General features: G+C 40.6%; 20 protein-coding genes. 11 read left to right on the top strand and 9 right to left on the bottom strand.

Annotation, left to right across the window (positions count from 1 at the left end; genetic code table 11):
- Positions 1–42: 42 nt before the first annotated feature.
- The 7 genes from hisF to hisG form a co-directional block, all read right to left on the bottom strand.
- Positions 43–834 carry an imidazole glycerol phosphate synthase subunit HisF gene (gene hisF / locus ACLL8Z_RS09080; RefSeq protein ID WP_411274459.1) on the bottom strand — a complete coding sequence of 264 codons (792 nt, stop codon included), beginning with the start codon at positions 832–834 and terminating at the stop codon, positions 43–45.
- Positions 835–862: 28 nt separating this feature from the next.
- Complete coding sequence (gene hisA / locus ACLL8Z_RS09075; protein WP_411274458.1) at positions 863–1,612, bottom strand: 1-(5-phosphoribosyl)-5-[(5-phosphoribosylamino)methylideneamino]imidazole-4-carboxamide isomerase; 750 nt, start codon at positions 1,610–1,612, stop codon at positions 863–865.
- Between the two features lie 4 nt (positions 1,613–1,616).
- The gene (gene hisH / locus ACLL8Z_RS09070) at positions 1,617–2,210 is read right to left on the bottom strand and encodes an imidazole glycerol phosphate synthase subunit HisH (RefSeq protein ID WP_411274457.1); all 594 of its coding nucleotides are present in this window, start codon (positions 2,208–2,210) and stop codon (positions 1,617–1,619) included.
- Positions 2,207–3,298 carry a bifunctional histidinol-phosphatase/imidazoleglycerol-phosphate dehydratase HisB gene (gene hisB / locus ACLL8Z_RS09065; protein ID WP_411274456.1) on the bottom strand — a complete coding sequence of 364 codons (1,092 nt, stop codon included), beginning with the start codon at positions 3,296–3,298 and terminating at the stop codon, positions 2,207–2,209. Before hisB ends, hisH begins: the two co-directional genes overlap by 4 nt.
- Before the next feature lie 2 nt (positions 3,299–3,300).
- Positions 3,301–4,350: a histidinol-phosphate transaminase gene (hisC, locus tag ACLL8Z_RS09060; RefSeq protein ID WP_411274455.1), complete on the bottom strand. Its 1,050-nt coding sequence runs from the start codon at positions 4,348–4,350 to the stop codon at positions 3,301–3,303.
- 200 nt (positions 4,351–4,550) lie between these two features.
- On the bottom strand, positions 4,551–5,837 hold the full coding sequence (gene hisD, locus ACLL8Z_RS09055; protein WP_411274454.1) for a histidinol dehydrogenase: 1,287 nt from the start codon (positions 5,835–5,837) through the stop codon (positions 4,551–4,553).
- Positions 5,838–5,852: 15 nt separating this feature from the next.
- Positions 5,853–6,704, bottom strand: coding sequence for an ATP phosphoribosyltransferase (hisG, locus tag ACLL8Z_RS09050; RefSeq protein WP_411274453.1), 852 nt, complete (start codon positions 6,702–6,704; stop codon positions 5,853–5,855).
- Positions 6,705–7,135: 431 nt separating this feature from the next.
- Between hisG and ACLL8Z_RS09045 the strand changes: the two genes are divergently transcribed.
- Genes ACLL8Z_RS09045 through ACLL8Z_RS09030 form a run of 4 tightly spaced genes read left to right on the top strand, consistent with a single transcriptional unit; the run spans position 7,136 to position 11,737 of the window.
- Positions 7,136–9,193 carry a vWA domain-containing protein gene (locus ACLL8Z_RS09045; RefSeq protein ID WP_411274452.1) on the top strand — a complete coding sequence of 686 codons (2,058 nt, stop codon included), beginning with the start codon at positions 7,136–7,138 and terminating at the stop codon, positions 9,191–9,193.
- Positions 9,186–10,451 carry a dihydroorotase gene (locus ACLL8Z_RS09040; protein ID WP_411274451.1) on the top strand — a complete coding sequence of 422 codons (1,266 nt, stop codon included), beginning with the start codon at positions 9,186–9,188 and terminating at the stop codon, positions 10,449–10,451. The genes ACLL8Z_RS09045 and ACLL8Z_RS09040 overlap by 8 nt, the downstream gene beginning before the upstream one ends.
- A gap of 9 nt (positions 10,452–10,460) precedes the next feature.
- Positions 10,461–11,132, top strand: a complete 672-nt coding sequence (locus tag ACLL8Z_RS09035; RefSeq protein ID WP_411274450.1) for a hypothetical protein — start codon at positions 10,461–10,463, stop codon at positions 11,130–11,132.
- 32 nt (positions 11,133–11,164) lie between these two features.
- Positions 11,165–11,737 (top strand): DUF4199 domain-containing protein, encoded by a 573-nt coding sequence (locus ACLL8Z_RS09030; protein WP_411274449.1) that lies wholly within the window; start codon positions 11,165–11,167, stop codon positions 11,735–11,737.
- Positions 11,738–11,769: 32 nt separating this feature from the next.
- Here the strand turns inward: ACLL8Z_RS09030 and ACLL8Z_RS09025 are convergent, their stop codons facing one another.
- Both ACLL8Z_RS09025 and ACLL8Z_RS09020 read right to left on the bottom strand, forming a co-directional pair.
- Positions 11,770–12,207, bottom strand: a complete 438-nt coding sequence (locus ACLL8Z_RS09025) for a response regulator (RefSeq protein WP_411274448.1) — start codon at positions 12,205–12,207, stop codon at positions 11,770–11,772.
- Positions 12,208–12,330: 123 nt separating this feature from the next.
- Complete coding sequence (locus tag ACLL8Z_RS09020; RefSeq protein ID WP_411274447.1) at positions 12,331–13,941, bottom strand: S41 family peptidase; 1,611 nt, start codon at positions 13,939–13,941, stop codon at positions 12,331–12,333.
- Positions 13,942–14,210: 269 nt separating this feature from the next.
- On the opposite strand from ACLL8Z_RS09020, the gene ACLL8Z_RS09015 reads away from it, so the two are divergent.
- From ACLL8Z_RS09015 to hscB, 7 genes are all read left to right on the top strand, one after another.
- Positions 14,211–15,164 (top strand): glycosyltransferase family 2 protein, encoded by a 954-nt coding sequence (locus ACLL8Z_RS09015; RefSeq protein WP_411274446.1) that lies wholly within the window; start codon positions 14,211–14,213, stop codon positions 15,162–15,164.
- A 40-nt stretch (positions 15,165–15,204) separates the two neighbouring features.
- Positions 15,205–16,170 (top strand): glycosyltransferase, encoded by a 966-nt coding sequence (locus tag ACLL8Z_RS09010; RefSeq protein ID WP_411274445.1) that lies wholly within the window; start codon positions 15,205–15,207, stop codon positions 16,168–16,170.
- Between the two features lie 3 nt (positions 16,171–16,173).
- A complete protein-coding gene (locus tag ACLL8Z_RS09005) occupies positions 16,174–16,914 on the top strand; it encodes a glycerophosphoryl diester phosphodiesterase membrane domain-containing protein (RefSeq protein WP_411274444.1) in 741 nt (246 codons plus the stop codon).
- Positions 16,904–18,418 (top strand): GH3 auxin-responsive promoter family protein, encoded by a 1,515-nt coding sequence (locus ACLL8Z_RS09000; protein ID WP_411274443.1) that lies wholly within the window; start codon positions 16,904–16,906, stop codon positions 18,416–18,418. The genes ACLL8Z_RS09005 and ACLL8Z_RS09000 overlap by 11 nt, the downstream gene beginning before the upstream one ends.
- Positions 18,415–19,593 (top strand): 1-deoxy-D-xylulose-5-phosphate reductoisomerase, encoded by a 1,179-nt coding sequence (locus ACLL8Z_RS08995; RefSeq protein WP_411274442.1) that lies wholly within the window; start codon positions 18,415–18,417, stop codon positions 19,591–19,593. Before ACLL8Z_RS09000 ends, ACLL8Z_RS08995 begins: the two co-directional genes overlap by 4 nt.
- A gap of 29 nt (positions 19,594–19,622) precedes the next feature.
- Positions 19,623–20,951, top strand: coding sequence for an RIP metalloprotease RseP (gene rseP / locus ACLL8Z_RS08990; protein WP_411274441.1), 1,329 nt, complete (start codon positions 19,623–19,625; stop codon positions 20,949–20,951).
- Positions 20,952–21,064: 113 nt separating this feature from the next.
- A partial coding sequence (gene hscB / locus ACLL8Z_RS08985; protein ID WP_411274440.1) for a Fe-S protein assembly co-chaperone HscB occupies positions 21,065–21,468 on the top strand: 404 nt, incomplete at its 3' end.

Below are 21,468 nucleotides of genomic sequence, written 5' to 3'. Positions count from 1 at the left end.
TAGCTATCGGCTTAAAATTACGAATTGCCACACTCAAGTAATCTAAAGCCTAACATCTATATTATTCTGTTTTAATTTTTTTTTCAAATCCGGAATAAGGATCTCACCATAATGAAAAACTGATGCAGCCAGTGCAGCATCAACGTTGGTTGTATGGAAAAGATCGACAAAGTGCTGCACGTTCCCTGCGCCTCCTGATGCTATTAACGGAATTCCCAATGTAACATTAATGTTCTTCAGCAGATCGTTGTCAAAGCCCGCTTTGGTCCCGTCGTGGTCCATAGAAGTAAGCAATATTTCTCCCGCACCACGTGCTTCAGCTTCTCTGATCCAGTCCTCTGTTTCAATATCCGTTTTTATACGCCCGCCGTTAAGGTGTACATAGTTTTTGCCCTCAATAAACTTCGTATCTATGGCAACAACGACAAATTGCTTTCCAAATGCCAGGGCTAATTCATCTATGAAAGCCGGATTTCTTACTACCGCTGAGTTAACCGAAATTTTATCGGCTCCGGAATTTAACAGAATGTCAGCATCAGCAATCTCATTTATTCCGCCGCCGATAGTAAATGGAATATTTACCTGCGTGGCGACAGATTTTACCAAATCTACAAGTGTCTTACGTCTTTCGTGTGTAGCAGTGATATCCAGGAATACTAATTCGTCGGCACCCTGCTGTGAATATTGAAAGGCCAGTTCTACCGGATCTCCTGCATCGCGCAATGCAACAAAATTAACACCTTTAACGGTACGACCGTCTTTGACATCCAGGCAGGGGATTATTCTTTTGGCGAGGCATGTCTTTGCAAGAACATTGCCCGAAGGCTTATTCATAATTTGATCGTTCAAAACTAATGGTCAATTAAAAGCTGATCAATGCTTTTAAGTTCCAATCTTTAATTTCTTCAATACTTATGCGGCCTTCATAAATAGCCTTTCCCACAACACAGGATTCTACTTTTATTTGCTGAAGTTTTTCAATATCCTCCATGGAACTGATACCCCCCGAGGCGATAAGCTTTATGAAGGGAGAATGCTCCAGGAGTTTCTTGTAAAGCTCCACACCAGCACCACCTAATTTCCCGTCTTTATCTATATCTGTACAAAGGAATCTAAAGAACCCGAGATGTAAGCATTTATCCACGTAATCCATCATTTTGATCGGAGAACTTTCCATCCAACCCGAATATTTGATTACCTCGTCCAGCACATCAATAGCAACCACCACCTGATCCTGGGATTTGTATTTTCCGCAAATCTCCTTACTCAGTTCAGGAAGAAAATCCGCATTGGTGAGTGCCTGTGTACCCACGATAACGCGGTGTATTCCTGAGTCAATAAGTTCTTTAACCTTTTCAATACTCCGTACCCCACCTCCATACTGAACCTTTATTTCTGTTTTCCTAATAATATCAAACAGAAATTTTTGGTTACTAAAATCACCTTTTGCTCCATTCAAATCAATGATGTGAATAAATTCAGTACCGTTCGAATAGTATTTCTCAATCATCTCCTCAAGCGTAACATCGTAGAAAGTTGCCTGTTCGTAATCTCCTTCGCGAAGACGGACAACTTTTCCGTTCAAAATATCAATTGCTGGGATTATATACATAGAATTATGCTAGTTGTGAGAAGTTTTTCAATAATTGTTCCCCGGCCAGACCGGATTTTTCAGGGTGAAACTGCACCCCATAATAGTTATCTTTTTGAATAACCGCAGAGAATTTTATTCCATATTCTGCTACAGCAATAGTAAAATTAGAATTAAATTCTATATAATAAGAGTGTACGAAATAAAAATGAGCCCCCGGTGATATTCCCCGAAAAAGAATTTGGTCTGGTGAATGTTCAACCCGGTTCCATCCGGTATGAGGAATTTTGATGTTAAGTTGATGATCAAACAACTTTGTCTTCAACGGAAAGATACTTGTCAGAGTGGAATCTCCTTCTTCAGAGTGTTCCGTCAACAATTGCATTCCCACACATATACCCAGCACAGGCTTTTGAAGTTTGAGTATAGAAGGAACCAGGCCGGTTTGCTCGAGTTTGCTCATTGCCGAACCGGCATGACCGACCCCGGGAATGATATAGCGGTCGTACCTGTCAAAATCTTCAGCTTTAAGGATCATGCCGTACTCTAGTCCAAGCCTGTCCAGCGCCGCAGTTAGTGAAAAAATATTCCCTGCGCCATAATATACGATCCCAATCATATGACTCCTTTGGTGGTAGGTAATTCTGTTCCGGTTACTTTTATTGCTTGTTTAATACTTTTGGCCAGTGCTTTAAAGCCTGCTTCAATCATATGATGGGTATTGTCTCCATCTATAATCTTTAAGTTAAGATTCATACCGGCATGTTCAGAGAAGGACTTCATCCAGTGTTCGAACATTTCAGTGGGGAAATCACCTACATATTCCCGGGTAAATTCACCTTCATAGATAAAGTAGGCGCGGTCTGAAAAATCTATCGCGCATTGAACCAATGCCTCGTCCATTGGCAATAAAAAGCCATAACGTTCAATACCGCGTTTATCTCCAAGCGCTTGTTTAAAAGCTTTTCCAAGTGCAATAGCACTATCCTCAATGGTGTGGTGTTCATCAATTTCGAGGTCGCCCTGAACAGTCAACTTTAGATCAACACCGGAATGTTTTGCCAATTGATCAAGCATGTGGTCGTAAAACTTCAGGCCAGTATCAATATCGTGTTCGCCGTTACCGTCGAGATTTAGGTTGAGTTTGATTTTGGTCTCTTTGGTATTGCGTTCGAGTTCTACTATGCGGTCTGCTTTACGGGTAAGGAAACTGATTATTTCTGGCCAACTCCCGGAGTTAAGATCTGCATCCGGGTTTTGTTGCCCGTAAAATATAGATTTACATCCTAGGTTCTTTGCAAACTGGACATCAGTGGCCCTGTCGCCAATGGTATAAGAATTGTGCAAATCAATCAGGTTTGAGACCAAATAGTTGGTCAGCAAACCTGTGTTAGGCTTTCTGTTCGGACTGTTAGCTTCCGGGAAAGAATCGTCAATGAAAATTTCAGCGAACCTAATACCCTCGTTCTCCAGAGTATTGAGCATTTTTTGATGTGGCTTCTGGAATTCTTCTTCCGGAAAGCTGCTGGTACCCCGCCCGTCCTGATTGCTCACCATTACCAGCTCATAACCAAAATCATGAAGCTTCTTAAGAGATGATATTGCATATGGCAGAAATTCAAGTTTCTCCAGACTATCAACCTGTAAATCGACGGGTGGTTCCGCTATAATTGTACCGTCACGGTCTATAAATAATACTTTCTTCATTTCTATGCAGAAAAATTTTTCAGATTTGTAATTAAGGTTTTATTCTCTTCCGGCGTACCAATGGTTATGCGCAATGATCCTTCGCAAAGTTCCACTTTCGAACGATCGCGAACAATAATGCCATTATCTACAAGGTGCCTATAAATACCCTTTGCATCTGCAGTCTTAACCAAAACAAAGTTTGCGTCAGAAGGATATACCTTTTGAACAATGTCGATTTTCTCCAGATCTTCTATGAGTTTTTCTCTTTCAGAAACAGTCAGTTTTATCCAATTATTAACCTGTTCCACATTCTGTAAAGCCTCAAGGGCAATCTGCTGAGATGCTTCGTTTATGTTATAAGGAGGTTTGACTTTATTAAATACCTTGATGATCTCTTCACTGGCAAAAGCCATCCCAAGCCTTAGCCCTGCAAGTCCCCAGGCCTTAGACAGGGTATGTAGAACCACCAGGTTTGAATATTCTTTTAATTCCTGGATAAAAGTTTTTTGGCGTGAGTAATTTATATAAGCCTCGTCAATAACGACAAGGCCATGGAAATTGGCAAGGATCGTTTCTATATCTGTCCGGTTTATTGAGTTTCCAGTCGGGTTGTTCGGTGAGCAAATGAAGATGATCTTTGTATTCTCATCAATAGCTTCCGCGATACCATCCATATTAAGTTGATAATCGGGCGTTAATTTAATCTTTCGAACTTCAATATCATTGATATTTGCTGAGACTTCATACATGCCATAAGTAGGAGGGACTGTAATAATATTGTCCACACCAGGCCTGCAAAATGCCCGGAACAAGATGTCGATAGCTTCATCACTGCCATTACCTAAAAATATATTCCTTGAAGGCACTCCCTTGATCTCACTCAGCCGCTGCTTTACCTTAAGTTGAAGTGGGTCAGGGTAACGGTTATAGTTCATGTCCAAAGGCGAACCGAAACTATTCTCATTGGCATCCAGATATACCGATGCCTCCCCTTTGAACTCATCTCTCGCCGAGGAGTAGGGCACAAGGTCTTTGATGTTTTTTCTAACTATGTTTTGAAGGTTAAACATTTTATTTGAGTATCAAATATCAAGTATCAAGTATCAATTATAAAGTATCAAGATTGGGGAAGGTTAAGTATACAAACTTTCCGCCAAGCATCTTATGAATCCTATCATCCTACGCATCCTATTCCAATTTCCATTTTGGAATCCTTTTCTGCTTTGCAATCCTATAATCCTACTAATCCTATTCCAGACAATCCCGCATCCTACTTTAATCTTACCGTTATCGCATTCCTATGCCCATCTAAACCCTCCAGCGAAGCCAGTACTTGGACAGCCGGGCCAAGATTTTCAATCCCGATCTTACTTATATGCTGAAAGGTGATTTTTTTTACGAAAGAATCTATGGAAGCGCCTGAATAAGCTTTCGCATATGAACTTGTAGGAAGTGTGTGATTTGTCCCGGAGGCATAATCTCCTGCACTTTCTGGAGTAAGGTGGCCAAGAAATACCGAACCTGCATTTGTGATTTTATCTATCATTGCTTCCCATTGGTCCGTTGCAAGTATCAGGTGTTCCGGAGCATATTCATTACTGAATCTCATTGCTCCAGGAAGATCGTCGGCTAATATTGCGTATGAATTAGCGATGGCTTTAGCAGCTATGTCGCGTCGTGGCAAAGCCAAAAGTTGTTTCTCAAGTTCGGCTATCGTTTGATCGATAATATCCAAAGAGGTTGAAACGAGAACGGCCTGACTATCCGTGCCATGTTCGGCCTGGGCCAGCAAATCAGCAGCTACAAAAACCGGATTTGCCGAATTATCGGCAATTACCAGAACTTCTGAAGGGCCGGCAGGCATATCTATTGCCGTCTGGCTTTCCGACTGAATAATGGTTTTTGCCTTAGTTACATATTGATTACCGGGACCAAATATCTTATCAACTTTTGGAATACTTTCTGTGCCGTATGCCATAGCTGCTACAGCCTGTGCGCCGCCAACCAGGTATATCCGTTCAATTCCAAGAAGCTTTGCACAGAAAGCGAGGTATGGATTTACCCTGCCATTTTTTTGGGGTGGTGAGCAAACGACTATCTCGGCGCAGCCAACTAGCATTGCAGGGATGCCAAGCATCAAAAATGTGCTGGGAAGTACCGCTGTTCCACCTGGAATATACAAACCGACTTTCTGTATGGCCCTTGCTTCTCTCCAGCACACTACGCCCGTTGTTGTTTCGACTTTATTTTCTTTAATAAGCTGGGTTTCGTGAAATTTCCGGATGTTATTATAAGCCAATCGAAGTGCCTCTTTTTCTGATTCACCACCTTGAGCAGAAAGACTGTCTATTTCTTCTTTCCCGATGTAAAGCTGAGTTAGGTTTACGCCATCAAACTCCCTGGCGAATGCCCTTAGTGCACTATCACCTTTTTGCTTAACTTCTTCGATAATATTCTCAACTGTACTTCTGATATTACTATCAATATCTGCATTGCGTATGCAAAGCTCCTTAATCTTTTCCTGATTCAGATCATCTAGTTTATAAACGTTCAGCATAGCCTTAATCAGATTTTATAAAATGATTTTCTCTATCGGCATTACAACTATGCCCTGCGCTCCAGCGCTCTTCAGCAGGCTTATCTTTTCCCAAAAATCGCGCTCAGAAATGACTGTGTGAACGGCCAGCCAGCCCTCCTCGGCCAGAGGAACTACTGTTGGACTTTTTACACCAGGTAAAAGCTTAACAATCTGATCTAAGTTCTTTGCTTCGGCATTCAGAACCACATATTTTGTTTCTTTTGCACGCAAAACAGACTGAACTCTTTGGATCAGTTCAACGATCAGGGGATGCGACTCTTCGCCTTTTCTGCCGATGAGTATTGCTTCAGACGAAAGAACATCAGCAAATGGCTTTAATCCGTTGCTTTTTAAGGTGCCACCAGTCGATACAATATCGAATATCGCATCACTCAAGCCAAGGCCCGGAGAGATTTCAACTGAGCCTGAAATTGTGCGGATATCGGCTGTGATACTATTTTTATCAAGAAATTTTTTCAGAATGACAGGGTAAGATGTAGCAATTGCTTTCCCGTTGAGATCCTGAATGTTTTGAATATCGCTGTTATTTTGAACCGCCAGTTTTAGCGTGCATTTGCCAAATCCCAGTTTTTGCAGGTAGTTTACATCGACCTCAGTTTCGCTGATAACGTTTTCGCCAACTATCCCCAGATCAGCAATACCATCCTGTACATATTCAGGAATGTCGTCATCGCGAAGAAATAAGATTTCTAAAGGGAAGTTAGAAACGGTTGAGATTAACGAACTTTTATAGTTTTCGAAACTTAATCCGCAATTTTTTAAAAGTTCTACTGATTTTTCGTTTAATCTACCAGATTTCTGGATAGCTATTTTAAGAGTTTTCAAATTTTAAGTTTTAATCAGACCAAAAGAATTGTTATGAAGGAGTTTCACGTAGAAACGTATATTACTTTACCATCGCCGAATGGCGATGATGGAAATGTACGGGATATGTAAAAACTTTATTCATATAATTTGGCCCATATGCTTGGGAGGCGAGCAAAGATACGGATACCTTGTTTAAATTTAAAATAATTTTAAGGAGTTGACACTCGATAGCTATCGGGTTGATAAGAATAAGATTCTACCATCCCCATACGACTTATTAGGTTTTTAACTTTAAATCTTAAATATACGTGTTGATTCGCTTCTTACAGTAGTTGGTAGAAAGTATCTTTTTGCCGGCCTTCCGCCGTCAACTCTCAACTCTTCCCTGATACGAAAATCCTACATTTTAAAAATGAATAATTCAACTTAATTTGTAATTTTGATACTTAATGAGATTCCTGTCCCCCGGATTTTTATTTGCCCTTCTGGCTATTGCCATTCCAATTATTATACATCTTTTCAATTTCCGGAAGTTTAAAAAAGTTTACTTCAGTAATGTCCGTTTTTTAAAGTTTGTACAGATTCAGACCTCATCACGCCAGCATCTTAAAGACAGGCTGATCCTGGCGTCCAGAATTCTTGCGCTGGTATTTATGGTATTTGCTTTTGCAAGGCCATATATTCCAAATCCAGACCAAAATAATGCCTACCAGCAGCAAGTGGTAAGTATATTTGTTGATAATTCCTACAGTATGGAAGCTGTAAATAAGGAGGGAACATTACTCGATGAATCAAAGCGGCGGGCAAAAGAAATTGCGTCGGCCTATAGCCTTAACGATAAATTCCAGCTTCTTACTAATGATTTTGAGGGCAAGTTTCAACGGCTTTTGAATTATGACGAATTTCTTACAGCTGTTGATGAAGTAAAGATCAGTTCCGCAAACCGTGATCTGAACCAGATTATTCGCCGTCAGGAGGATGTCTTTATTAAGGAACCTAATTCGAAGAAGACGGTCTACATTATTTCGGATTTTCAGGAGAACATACTCCCAAAGGCTCCTGTACTAGCAGATACTTCTGTCGCAGTAAGACTTGTGAGGTTAAAATCAAACTCACAGCCGAATATTTCTATTGATTCTATTTGGTTTGCTTCAGCAATCCATAGGCCGGGGGATACTGAACAAATGATAGTAAAACTCAGGAATAATTCGGACGAAAAGGCTGAAAATATTCCTGTTAAAATTACAATCAACAAGCAACAAAAAGCTATAGGGAGTCTTAGTATTGAGCCTCGAGCGACGTCAACCGATACCTTGTTTTTTAGCGGACTTAAAGCGGGGTGGCAAGAAGGGGAGATTGAAATTACCGACTTTCCGGTGGTATTTGACGACCGTTTCTATTTCAGCTTCAATGTACAGCTATCAATTCCTCTGTTAATTATCAATGCGGGTAAGGAGAATGAATATTTGAATTCAGTATATCGGTCAGACGTATTTTTTAACGTGACTAATGTTGGCTCTGGAAACATAAACTACGCAGGACTAAATAACTATCCGTTTTTAATACTAAATGAAGTTGGGCAGATAAGTGAAGGTTTAATCCAGCAACTGCGGGAATTTGTCAACAAAGGGGGAAGCCTTATGATATTTCCCGAGCTCGAAAGTAATCAGGAAGGTTTAAAGACACTCTTAAAAACCTTGGGTACCGATTTTCCAGCCGAAGTGGTCACTGCTGAAACAAAGGTATCTTCCATGAATCTACAGCATCCAATATTTAAAGGTGTATTTGAAAATATTCCACAGAATCTTGACCTGCCTGTTGCTAAAAAATTTCTCCGTTACAGCATTCAGAACAATACAACGAAACAAAGTATTCTGGAATTTCCCGGTAGGGTGACATTTCTCAGCGAATATAGACTGGGAAGAGGCAAAATTTATCTTTCAGCTGTGCCATTGAATGCAGAAACGAGTAATTTTGCACGCCATTCTGTTTTCGTTCCAATTATGTACCAAACTGCATTGTTATCGCTTCAGGATCAGAACTTATTTCATAAACTTAACCGTGACCAGGTGATCGAGCTGCCTAAACTTACACTGAACGCTAATCAAACTCTGAAGCTTCGAAAGGAAAAATTTGAGGCAATACCTGATCTCCGTCAAAATGATAATGTTTCCCAATTATATGTTGCAGACCAGATTCGGCAAATTGGCAATTATCAATTATTGAAAAATGACAGCCTGCTTGCCATCTTATCATTTAACGATGCCGGCCCGGAATCAAACTTGAATTATGCCACCGACCGGGTAATAAAAGCTAAATTTCCAGGACAGAAGATAGATCTGATAACTCCCAGGCCCGGTTCAATGCAGGGGGCGGTACAGTCTATTAATCAGGGAACACCTTTATGGAAATTGTGTATTATACTTGCACTATTATTTTTAGCTGCCGAAATATTGCTTATCCGGTTCTATAGAAAATCACAAACTAAAGCTGTAAAATTTGAATAACTTATTAATTCAGTCGGCAACGATCCTTGATCCTCAAAGCAAATTTTATGGGAAAATTGCTGATATACTGGTCGTTGATGGGCGGATATTAGAAACAGGAAAAAATATTAGTGTATCCGGTACCAAAACGATAACTATTGACGCTAAGGGAATGTATTTGTCGCCAGGATTCTTTGACCTAAATGTAAATTTCGGCGATCCCGGGCTTGAGACAAAGGAGGATATCAGCACTGGTGCAGCAGCGGCTGCGGCTGGAGGCTTTACAGGCCTTGCATTGATGCCGAATACTCAGCCGCCAATTCATTCCAAAGCGGAAGTATCTTATCTTATTAACCGTTCAAAAAACAACCTTGTCGACATCTATCCGTTGGGATGCATAAGTCATAATTGCGAGGGTAAAGAGCTTGCGGAAATGTTTGATATGCAACAGTCGGGTGCAATAGCGTTTACAGACGGAAAAAAGTCCGTTAGCAATGCAGGGTTGATGAGCCGCGCCCTGTTGTATACCAAGTCATTTAATGGGCTGATATTATCACATCCGGAGGACCAGGATATCGCCGGTAAGGCGAAAATGAACGAAGGCGTGATGAGTACCTACCTGGGAATGAAGGGCAATCCATCACTTGCAGAAGAGCTCATGGTGTCACGGGACATATATCTCGCACAATACAATGATGCAAGGGTGCACTTTAGTACAATAAGCACAGCCAATAGCGTCGACCTAATCAGACGGGCTAAAAAAGCTGGCATAAAAGTGACGTGCGATGTAGCTGCACATGCTTTGGTACTCACAGAAGATCTTCTGGAAGGCTTTGACAGCAACTATAAAGTAGAGCCACCTTTAAGAACTAAAACCGACCAGAAAGCTCTTTTAGCCGGACTTAAAGATGGGACAGTCGATGCAATAGTCTCCCAGCACACCCCACATGAGATCGAGTACAAAAACGTTGAGTTTGAGATCGCGTCATATGGCATAACCGGGCTCCAAACTGCTCTGCCGCTAGCACTTAAAGCCGGCTTGTCACCTGAACAAATTGTTGAGAAAATGGCTGTGAATCCCCGAAATATACTCGGACTCCCAATCCCTGTTTTAGAAGCGGGAAATTCTGCTAACTTTATTCTGTTTGATACCTTGGAACAGTGGACCCTCAATGAAGAAACAAACTATTCCAAGTCAGAAAATTCACCTTTTTTTGGGAAAAATTTAACAGGAAAGATTAAGTTAGTAGTTAATAATGCCCAATATTTCACCTATTAGCCGGACTTTATGGATGCAAGTGTAAAACAAGCACTGCTGGCAGCTTTGAGGCAATTCGCTGTTGTCAGTAAAAACGATAGTAAGCCATTTTATGAAAGCCTGGTTCAGGTATTCGACAGCAAAGAAGAATATTTGAAAAAGGTTGCGAATTTGGATCTTAAGTTCAATGAAAATCCTGAATACGAATCGTTGAGGGAATTATTTTTCGATCTTTTACTCATAAATTTCTTCAACGACGATGTACGTAAACTGGAAGTGGATTATCTGGACTCAACAGAGTGGGAAGCAATTGAAGAGAAGACCCTTGACAGGGGTACTGAACTTTTAAATCTGATGCTATACCTGAAAGAATGCGAGGACGAGGATATAGAACCAGATCTGGCGGACTTTCTAAAAGAATTTTTGCTGGTGGATGAGGATGAATTTCAGGATGAACACCGAATCTATGAGGATGTAATCGCAAATCAAATACTGGTAGATAGCGACCTCAAGGAAGTTGCACGGGTGGCAAATGAATTGCCTGAAGATTCAGAATTAAAGGAGTTATTTTATCCAATGATCGGCTTCTTTCGCGACCAGCATCCTGATAATGAAGATTTTGACGAGTTTGTTAAATATAGTAAAAATGCGGAGTTTGATTCTGCAGTGTACTCCCTCCTAATATCGTACAACCAACGCTAAACACAACAAAAACCCAACCTAAATCAAACAACATGGAATTATCTCTAGAAAACTTAAACAAGGCTGCTGTAAACAACGGCCTAATTATTGGAATTCTCGCTACGATACTTGGTATTGTCATTTATTATGTGGCCCCGGCCCTTTTCGGTTCAGTGTGGTTCGCCATAGGGAATGTAATATTCCTTCTTTTGGTGTATATTTTCTTTACTATAGATCTTCGGAAAAAAATAGGCGGTTACTGGAGCTTCAGACAGGCATTAAAAGGCATTTTCTTAATGGCATTTGTAGCCGGAATTCTGGTGACCATCATTAATTACGTATTTTATGAATTCGTTGAGCCAGATGGATTTACAAAGATCTCCGGATATGTAGAAGAGGGTGCTACCAAAACATTTGAAAGTATGGGCATGGATCCTGACCAAATAGAAACTGCGGTGAGCGAACAGCTTAAAGGAATCAAAAAGCAGTTTAATCCAACTCCAATGGAACTTCTTCAAAATTTAGGTATCGCAATTCTGATTCAGTTTGTTATGTCACTAATATTTGCAGCAATATTCAAAAAAGAAGCGCAGATTTTTGCGCCATTGGAAGATGATGTAGATTAAGAATAAACAAAATTAGGTGCAGGTATTCTAAATTATTGATGGGTGCCTGCACTTTCCATACCGGGAATCATTTCCTTTGAACCTGGCAATTCCAGCTGGCGGAAATATTCAGTTGTTAACTGCGTAGTCACAAAATCAATTATTAGCGGATAATTTTTAGCCTTATTTATCTCATTCTCATCCACGGTAAACGAGTTAACGATAACTCGCGTTTCATCAAAACTAGATAAATACAGTTCTGAAAATTTATCGAGGAATTCCCAGCCGTCGACCCTTGGCATGTGAATATCCAAAAGTATCAATCGCGGGTACTCAAATGATGGCAAATCTTTAAATCGGGAGTAATAGTCCAGAGCTTCCTGCCCGTCCGCAACTGTAATTACATTGTCAGTTATACCTGATTGTAATAATAGTTTTTTCTGTACGAATAAATTTATTGAACTGTCGTTAATACAAAGTACTGGGATCATGTGCTTATATTACAATTAGCGTGCTAAAATTAAATAATTGTCAAAATAGTATTCGAAAAGAGAATAGTAATGTCGTTGAACACACTAAACTATCTCGTTAAAACACTTTCAAATCAGATCATGCTACTTTCTGATTTTAAATCTATTTTCCACCATTCCTTTAAAAAAATTGTCATCATTAAGTTCGCGCACGTCAAATGAGCTTGATGTTGTACTGATTTTTTCGCCCTTGATACTTAGTAGGGTAGCAACACTACTGCCTGTAACGAAGCTACCCTTCCCAATATAGTTAAGGGCCGCAGCAAAGCAAATTTCTTTGGGGTCTCCAAAATTACGGGTTACGTCATCCGCAGCATCCCAATCAGGTGTAAATCCAGAAAAATAATCAGTTTGTCCGGCCGAGTTGATGCTTGTGAACATAGAATAGTAAATATTATAATTGTTCTCCAGTGTAATTGGAAAGAAACCAACTGGTTTTCCATAAGAAGGCTTACCAACAAGCTTAACATCAATATATGGACGCAGATTATTTATAAGCATTTCACTGGCAGATGCGGTACTGGCGCTTATAATAAATACCACCTTTTGAATAGAATTCAAACTGCCAGCTTTTTTGAAATTGTAGCTATTGTCCTCTTCCTTATAACTGTAATCAGCATATGTCATTGGGCGACCATTTGTAAACTGCGGCTTATTATTTCCATCCAGAACAGGTTGATTCTTTAAAATTGTTGCACCGCCATTTTGCATAAGAGTATTAAACCTCTCCCGGAACATCACTTTTCCGTTCAGACTGGAAGGTGCTATAAGATTGGTAAAATGTTCTGCAGTATGCACATAACCTCCACCGTTGTACCTCAGATCTATAACCAGGTCCGTTACACCGGTTCCTGAAAATTCTGCAAAGATTGAATTTAGCACACTGTTCGAATTTCCTGCATTCGAAAATCTCGCATAAGCTATATAACCCACCTTTTTCCCGTTCGAGACTATAACAGTGTCTTTATACACCGGGCTACTTTTATATGAACTCCTCTCCAGGGTTACTTCAAATGCGGAACCATTGATTCTTTTGCCCGCAAGTTTTACACTACTGCCGCTTAGAGCATTATTAATCAGGCTTACTTCATTATTATAATTAGTTCCTACGGGGCTGTTATTGATCTTGCTTATAAAATCTCCACGCGAAAAACCAGCCTGATGTGCGGGAGATCCCGGACTTACAAATTTGACCCTAACTTCATACGATGAAGCTGAACCTATAGCCGAAAAGGAAATTCCTGTATCAAATCCATTACCCTCAATATCTACCGATCCCTGAAGGTCAGGAAGGTAAGCAACGGGGTTGGCTGAACTTTTACTCTTGATGTAAGAGTATTTAGAATATCCAGTGTTTCCGCCGGAACTTGATGCAACGAACTCGTAAGCTTTACCGGTAGCCGGGTTAATACTATACTGGCTGAGGTTGAATAGTGAAAGCTGATAGGAAGAAGCATCTGATCCATTGATATAACTTCTTGGATTAAACACGTCATAGGCTGGCAGGGCAGCATTCCAATAATACACTTCCTTGGCATACAAGAATAGCGAATCATGAGTTAAATCTCTGCGAGAACCGTTTACTGTAGCGTTTGTAGGACCAGCAGAGCTAATTTGGGGTTGTATGATAGCAGGGTCTTTTTTGCACGAGGCAAATAGGATTATAAGGGTACAGAGAATGAACAAATTTTTCATGTTGGGCTTTTAATACTTAATGTTTCAAATTATGGTGCTATTATGAAGATCAAATGAAATTTGGAATTTAATAGAGATACGTTTGTTTGGGTGGGTTAGATTTTGGGAGAAGATTAATACCCAGTAATGGATAAATTTCCCCTCATCCGAAAGAATTCTATATATTCCAAATTTATTAATCAAATTTGCACCTTTATCTGAGTAGTAACTTACGCCATGCAGCTGTCAACTGTCAACCCGCTAGCTATCGGGTCTCAACTTTCAAGTCAATGAATATCTCGGTAGTTGTACCATTATTAAACGAAGCAGAATCATTGCCAGAACTAACAAGTTGGATTAGCCGCGTTATGGATGCCCATGGCCTCACATATGAAATTATTCTTGTAGATGATGGAAGTAACGACGACTCATGGGAGGTTATAGAGGCTTTAAAAAAGCAGCTGCCTAATATCATTGGCATTAAATTCAGAAGAAATTATGGGAAATCGGCTGCGCTCAATGTGGGTTTTGAAGCTAGCCAGGGCGGCGTGGTTATTACTATGGATGCAGATCTTCAGGATAGCCCGGACGAAATACCTGAGCTGTACCGCAGAATAACGGAAGATAAATTTGACCTTGTATCAGGATGGAAGCAAAAAAGGCATGACCCTTTAAGTAAAACTCTTCCTACTAAAGTTTTCAATTACTTTACCCGACGTATGTCAGGAATCCATAATCTTCACGATTTTAATTGCGGTTTAAAGGCCTATCGGAAGGACGTGGTGAAGAATATTGAAGTCTACGGCGAAATGCACAGGTATATACCTGTCATTGCAAAATGGGCAGGATTTACAAAAATTGGCGAACAGGTTGTCGAACACCGTGCAAGAAAATATGGCACGACCAAATTTGGTCTCAGCCGTTTCATAAATGGTTTCCTCGATCTCCTGTCGATATTTTTTGTGGGTAAATTCTCTAAGCGGCCAATGCATTTTTTTGGTACAATGGGAGCATTGAGTTTCCTTGCCGGATTATCTATAACCGTGTGGATTATTGGTAATAAGTTGTATAATATTTCGATGCATATCGCAAATAACCGGGATGTTACAGCACAACCGCTGTTCTATATTGCTCTGGTTGCTATCGTTGTTGGTTTCCAGCTTTTCCTTACGGGATTTATAGCTGAGCTTGTTTCAAGAAATTCGCCGGAAAGGAACTCATACCACATTGAGAAAACTGTATGAGAGGTGGAAATTTTAACTCCTGATTCTAAACTTCCCATCTATGTTCTTCTCAATCATAATCCCCCTCTATAACCGTCCTCAGGAGATTGATGAATTACTTCACACGCTAACAAAGCAGACTTATCTGCAATTTGAGGTCCTGGTTATCGAAGATGGTTCCATAAATGGCGCAGAAGAGATTGTTAAAAGCTATTCAGACAGACTGGATATCCGCTACTTTTATAAAGAGAATGAGGGACAGGGCTTTACTAGAAATTATGGTTTTGCTCGTGCCAAAGGTGATTATTTTGTAGTATTCGATTCAGATTGTTTGATCCCTGAACACTATCTTGAAATAGTGAAAGATTATCTATTTGAACATCAGCTCGATGCATATGGTGGGCCGGATGGAGCCCACAAGTCATTTACGCCGATACAGAAGGCTATTAGTTATGCTATGACCTCGCCATTTACAACCGGCGGAATCAGGGGTAATAAAAAACACATAGGTCAGTTTCATCCCCGAAGTTTTAACATGGGAATTTCGCGCGAAGTTTGGGAAAAGACCGGAGGTTTTATTCTAACGCGGCTGGGTGAAGATATTGAATTCAGTATACGGGTGCAATCGCTCGGATTTAAGATTGGGCTCGTACCTGGAGCAATTGTATATCATAAACGACGTACAAGTTTTACTCAGTTTTATCGGCAGCTCCATTTTTTCGGCCGGGCAAGAATCAATATTTATAAACACTTTCCTGCTGAACTCAAGATTGTCCATTTTTTTCCTGCATGCTTCACCATCTTTCTTTTGCTCAGCTTGATTTTGAACCTTTTGAAACAACCTTTGGCAGCTTTTTGTAATACTATGCTGGCTTTGTTTGTTTTGTTGATATTTTTCCACTCAATGGCAATGAACAGATCGGTAAAAGTTGCATTTTTGAGCATTCTTGCTTCATTAGTACAATTGGTGGCTTATGGTATGGGTTTTATGCAGGATTTGTGGAAACGAATAATCTTAAAGAGATAAAATATGGGCAGAGTGATCACAGTGAAGGAGGTTTTCATGGATTCCTGGCGGTTGGCCAAAGACAATATGCTGGTATTGCTTGGTCTGACGGTATTTCAATTTGCCATAATATTTATAATATCCTTGCTTGCGGTAGTATTGGGTAATGCCAGCGGTCTGTTGCTGACTCTGTTTGATGCCTTTTATACTGTAGCTTTTTATCAGGTATTTTTTAAGCTTATTGACGATCCGAAGGATGCATCATTTCCTGATGTCGTCCCTAATTTGGTGAAAGCTTTTAATTTCCTGCTGGTTAAATTGGTAATAAGCCTTGTCCTGGTGTTCATGATTGCGGTGATAAGTTCAGTTTACTTTTTCAATACTCCACAAATTGAAATAGATCCTGAAAACCCCTTCAGCTGGGAAATGCTCCCTATTTTTATCCTGATTTCCATACCGATAACTTATTTTACAATCCGTTTATGTTTTGTAGTCGCTTTTATCGTTGATCAGGAATCAGGCTCCTCCGAGTCAATTAGTCAAAGCTGGACGCTTACTAAAGGGCACTTCTGGTTTATTTTAAGACTTTTTCTCCTCATGTTAGGTGTAAATATTTTGGGAGCAATGGCACTTGGGCTTGGTACATTGTTCAGTGTTCCATTTTCAAGTATTATTCTGATCATTGCTTATCGCCATATGGTAAATAACTATGCAGATGAGGAGGAGATTCTACTTGATGATGTAGTAAAGAGTGATGGGAATTAAGTCTCTATTAGCTAGACCCCTGGCTGCATTCGCAGTGATGCAGATCAATAAGTGGAAAAAGAACCCTCTAAAGGCTCAGGAAAAAGTTTTCAAGAACCTCATTAAGAAGGCGAAGCATACCGCTTTTGGGCGCGACCACTCTTACGCAGTTGTTAACTCGTACGAAGATTTCAAAAAATATGTACCTGTTCGCGACTATGAGCTTATCAAGCCTTATATCGAACGCATTGTGGCGGGAGAATCCAGCGTTCTGTGGCCCGGTAAACCTAAATATCTAGCTAAAACATCCGGAACAACATCCGGGATTAAATATATCCCAATATCCATGGACTCTATGCCTGAACATTTAAAAGGCGCGCAGAACGCTATGTTCTGTTATATTCATGAGACAGGCAGAGCGGAATTTCTAGATGGCAAGATCATTTTTCTTCAGGGCAGTCCCGTGTTGGAACACAAAAATGGAATAGCCTTTGGGCGCCTTTCAGGAATTGTTGCTAACCATGTTCCCGCGTATCTACAAGCGAACCGCCTTCCATCTTTTGAAGCAAATAGCATTGAAGATTGGGAAGAAAAAATTGAGGCTATTGTTGCGGAGACTATCACCGAAGATATGAGGCTTATTTCTGGCATCCCACCCTGGGTCCAAATGTATTTCGACCGCCTCTCGGCACATACTGATGGCAAAAAGATTAAAGATATTTTTAAAAACTTCTCACTCTTCGTCTACGGAGGGGTAAACTTTGAGCCATATCGTGCAAGGCTTGAGGAAAGTATAGGAAAAAGAATTCCTTCGATTGAAACTTACCCAGCTTCTGAAGGATTTATTGCCTTCCAGGATTCGCAGACAGAAAAGGGTTTGCTTTTAATTTTAGATTCGGGAATTTTTTATGAGTTTATTCCTTCTGAAGAATATTTCAATGAAAATCCCACCCGGCTTTCTCTCAAAGATGTGGAGCTGGATAAAAATTATGCTTTGATACTTAACACGAATGCCGGACTTTGGGGTTATAGCATTGGCGATACAATAAAATTTGTCTCGAAAGATCCATACAGGTTAATTGTGACGGGTAGAATTAAACATTATATTTCGGCTTTTGGTGAACATGTGATAGGAGAGGAGGTGGAATCGGCAATCTTATCAGCAGCAAAACATGAGAACCTGGAAATAACCGAATTCACGGTTGCTCCCAGGGTTGCTCCAGCTGACGGGTCTTTGCCCTTTCATGAATGGTATGTGGAGTTTGTGAATCCGCCGGCAGATCTGACATTGTTCAGCATTAAGGTTGATAAATCTCTGCAGAGTTTAAATTCGTATTATTTCGACCTGATTGAGGGAAAAGTATTGCAGCCCTTGATCATGCATTCACTGGAAAAGGACGCATTTCGAAACTACATGAAGTCAAAGGGTAAACTGGGAGGACAGAATAAAGTACCCAGATTATCGAATGACAGACTAATAGCGGACGAATTGGATAAACTGGTAAGTCGTAATGTAAAGACGTGAAACAAGATCAAAATCTTAAGAATATTGCAATTCTCGGCTCTACGGGAAGCATTGGTACACAGGCGCTTGAAGTTATCAGGCAACATCCTGATCGTTTCAGGGCATTTGTGCTCACAGCCCAAAGTAATGCAGATATGCTAATCGCTCAGGCTATAGAATTTAAACCAGCTTATGTTGTTATTGGAAGCCGGGAAAAATATGAAGATCTGCAATTTGTCCTGCATCCGTACGGTATTAAGGTGCTCTGCGGCATTGATGATATGTGCGAAGTCGTTTCTCATGCCGACATATCCATGGTGCTTACAGCGATGGTGGGTTTTGCGGGACTCAGACCCACGCTTGCCGCCATTAGGGCAGGAAAGGATATCGCATTAGCGAATAAAGAGACTCTGGTTGTTGCCGGGGAACTGGTCACGAGCCTGGCAGAAAAACATAAGGTTAAAATTCTGCCTGTAGATTCCGAACATTCGGCTATATTTCAGTGCCTTGCCGGCGAGGAAAATAATGCAATTGAAAAGATTTATTTAACTGCCTCGGGTGGCCCATTCAGGGGTAAAAGTTCAGAATTCCTGGAGTCGATAACGAAAAAGGAAGCTTTAAAACATCCCAACTGGGTGATGGGTGAAAAGATAACAATTGATTCAGCGTCTTTAATGAACAAGGGACTGGAGGTGATCGAAGCTAAATGGTTGTTTAATCTGGATGTTTCGCAAATCGATGTTATTGTACATCCCCAGTCTATTATTCATTCTATTGTGCAGTTTCGCGACGGCTCCATGAAAGCCCAGATGGGCCTTCCGGATATGAAGCTACCTATTCAATATGCAATTGCCTATCCTGAAAGGTTAGCGAGTAATTTCCCCAGGTTTAACTTTATGGATTTCCCCAACCTGAGCTTTGAACAGGCTGACAAAAAGACGTTCAGAAATCTGGCTTTAGCTTTTGACGCATTAAATGCCGGGGGTAATATGCCATGCGTTATCAATGCTGCCAACGAAGTTGTTGTGGCTGAGTTTTTGAACAACCGTGTTGGGTTCTTACAAATGAGCGACGTGATAGAAAACTGCATGGCAGAAATATCTTTTGTCGTCGATCCTACCCTGGATGATTATATGGAAACAGACAGGCAAACCCGTATGTATGCACAGGATTTAGTAACAAACAAGAAGTATTAATATCTAAAAAATAAAATAGAGAATAAGGCATGGATGGATTAATAATGACAGGTCAACTGTTACTTGGATTATCAATTTTAATAATATTACACGAAGCAGGGCACTTTTTAGCCGCCCGTGCTTTCGGCATAAGGGTAGAGAAATTCTACCTGTTCTTTGATGCCTGGGGATTTAAGCTAGTTAGCTTCAATTATAAAGGTTGTGAATATGGGATCGGATGGCTTCCGCTTGGAGGGTATGTGAAGATCTCAGGAATGGTAGATGAATCCATGGATACCGAACAGCTTGCTGGTCCGCCTCAGCCATGGGAATTTCGCTCAAAACCAGCCTGGCAGCGACTAATTGTCATGCTTGGTGGAGTAACCGTAAATATAGTACTGGGTATCTTCATTTTCTGGATGCTGACATTAAGTAATGGGGAGACTTTTGTGCCGAATGATAAAATACCTTACGGGATTGCACCTGGGATAATAGGTAAAGAGATTGGTTTGCAAAATGGCGACCGTATTACTGAAGTAAATGGTCAACCCGTAAAGCGATTTGAGGAGCTCACGAGTTCAAAAGTTTTGCTTGGCAATACAGAACTTACAGTTCAGCGTAATGGTGAGACAAAAAATATTCATGTTCCGGGTGATGTTCTTGAGAAAGTATCAGATCTGGGTATCGGACAGTTTGTTGAGCCGAGAGTTAAAATCTCTGGTATCTCTATGGTAGAACCTGGTGGAAATGCGCAGAAGGCAGGCGTTGAAGTTGGTGACAGTATTCTTGCAATCAATAATACGCCGGTTACCTATTATGATGAATTTAAGGCGCTGGTAGTTGCCAATAAAAATAAGCAGGTTGAAATGACGGTCATAAGGGACAATAAAACGGTACAAATCCCTACCAAAGTATCCGCGGAAGGAACAGTTGGAGTTTATATTCCACAATACCACGACATTCCTCTTGAAACGATTGAGTATGGTTTTCTTGAAGCCTTACCAGTGGGAGCGTCAAAGGCCTGGGGATCATTTATGGATAATGCGAAAGGACTGGGAAAAGTAGCGTCAGGTCAGGTGAAGGCAAATAAAGCATTCACAGGTCCTATAGGCATCGCTACGATGTTTGGATCTACTGTTAATTGGATTAAGTTTTGGAGCCTTGTAGGCTTGCTTTCCATGGCTCTTGCTTTAATGAACCTCTTGCCAATCCCCGCCCTTGATGGAGGCCACGCTGTTTTTCTGCTAATCGAAATGGTTAAAGGCAAACCCCTTGGAGATAAATTCATGGAGCGCGCCCAAATGGTTGGATTTGTAATCCTGATTACACTGATGGTATTTGTTTTTGGGAATGATATTATTAAGCATGTAATTAATTAGTCGACACCCGATAGCTATCGGCTTGACAGTTGCCAATTGAAGGGGCGACTGCTGAAATTAAGTCTATCAGACCAGCATCTTATGAATCCTACAATCCTATGAATCCTATTTAAGTGCCAGACAAATCCTACTTTGAGTTATACGACCTTCCACTTAGCTTCAAAGTCGATGAGTCTTTGCTGAAGAAGAAGTTCTACGCATTCAGTAAAGAGTTTCATCCGGATTTTCACGCCAATGAATCACGGGAGAAACAGGATGAAATTCTGGAATTATCAACCCTTAATAATCAAGCATACAAAGTTCTTTCGGATCCTCTGAAACGTATCGAGTACATACTGGAACTTCATGATTTGCTTGTGGATGGCGATAAATACGCACTACCGCAGGCCTTTCTGATGGATATGATGGATGTAAATGAGGCTTTGATGGATATGGAGTTCGACCCTGATGCGGGGCGGCTAATGATACTTAGTGCTGAAATAGATCAATTAGAAGCCTCTCTCTTCGATGAATTAAA

The sequence above is a fragment of the Daejeonella sp. genome (assembly GCF_046590655.1).
Lineage (GTDB): Bacteria > Bacteroidota > Bacteroidia > Sphingobacteriales > Sphingobacteriaceae > Daejeonella.
The sequence above is the reverse complement of the archived record's forward strand: the minus strand, read 5'-3'. Positions and strand labels throughout refer to the sequence as shown.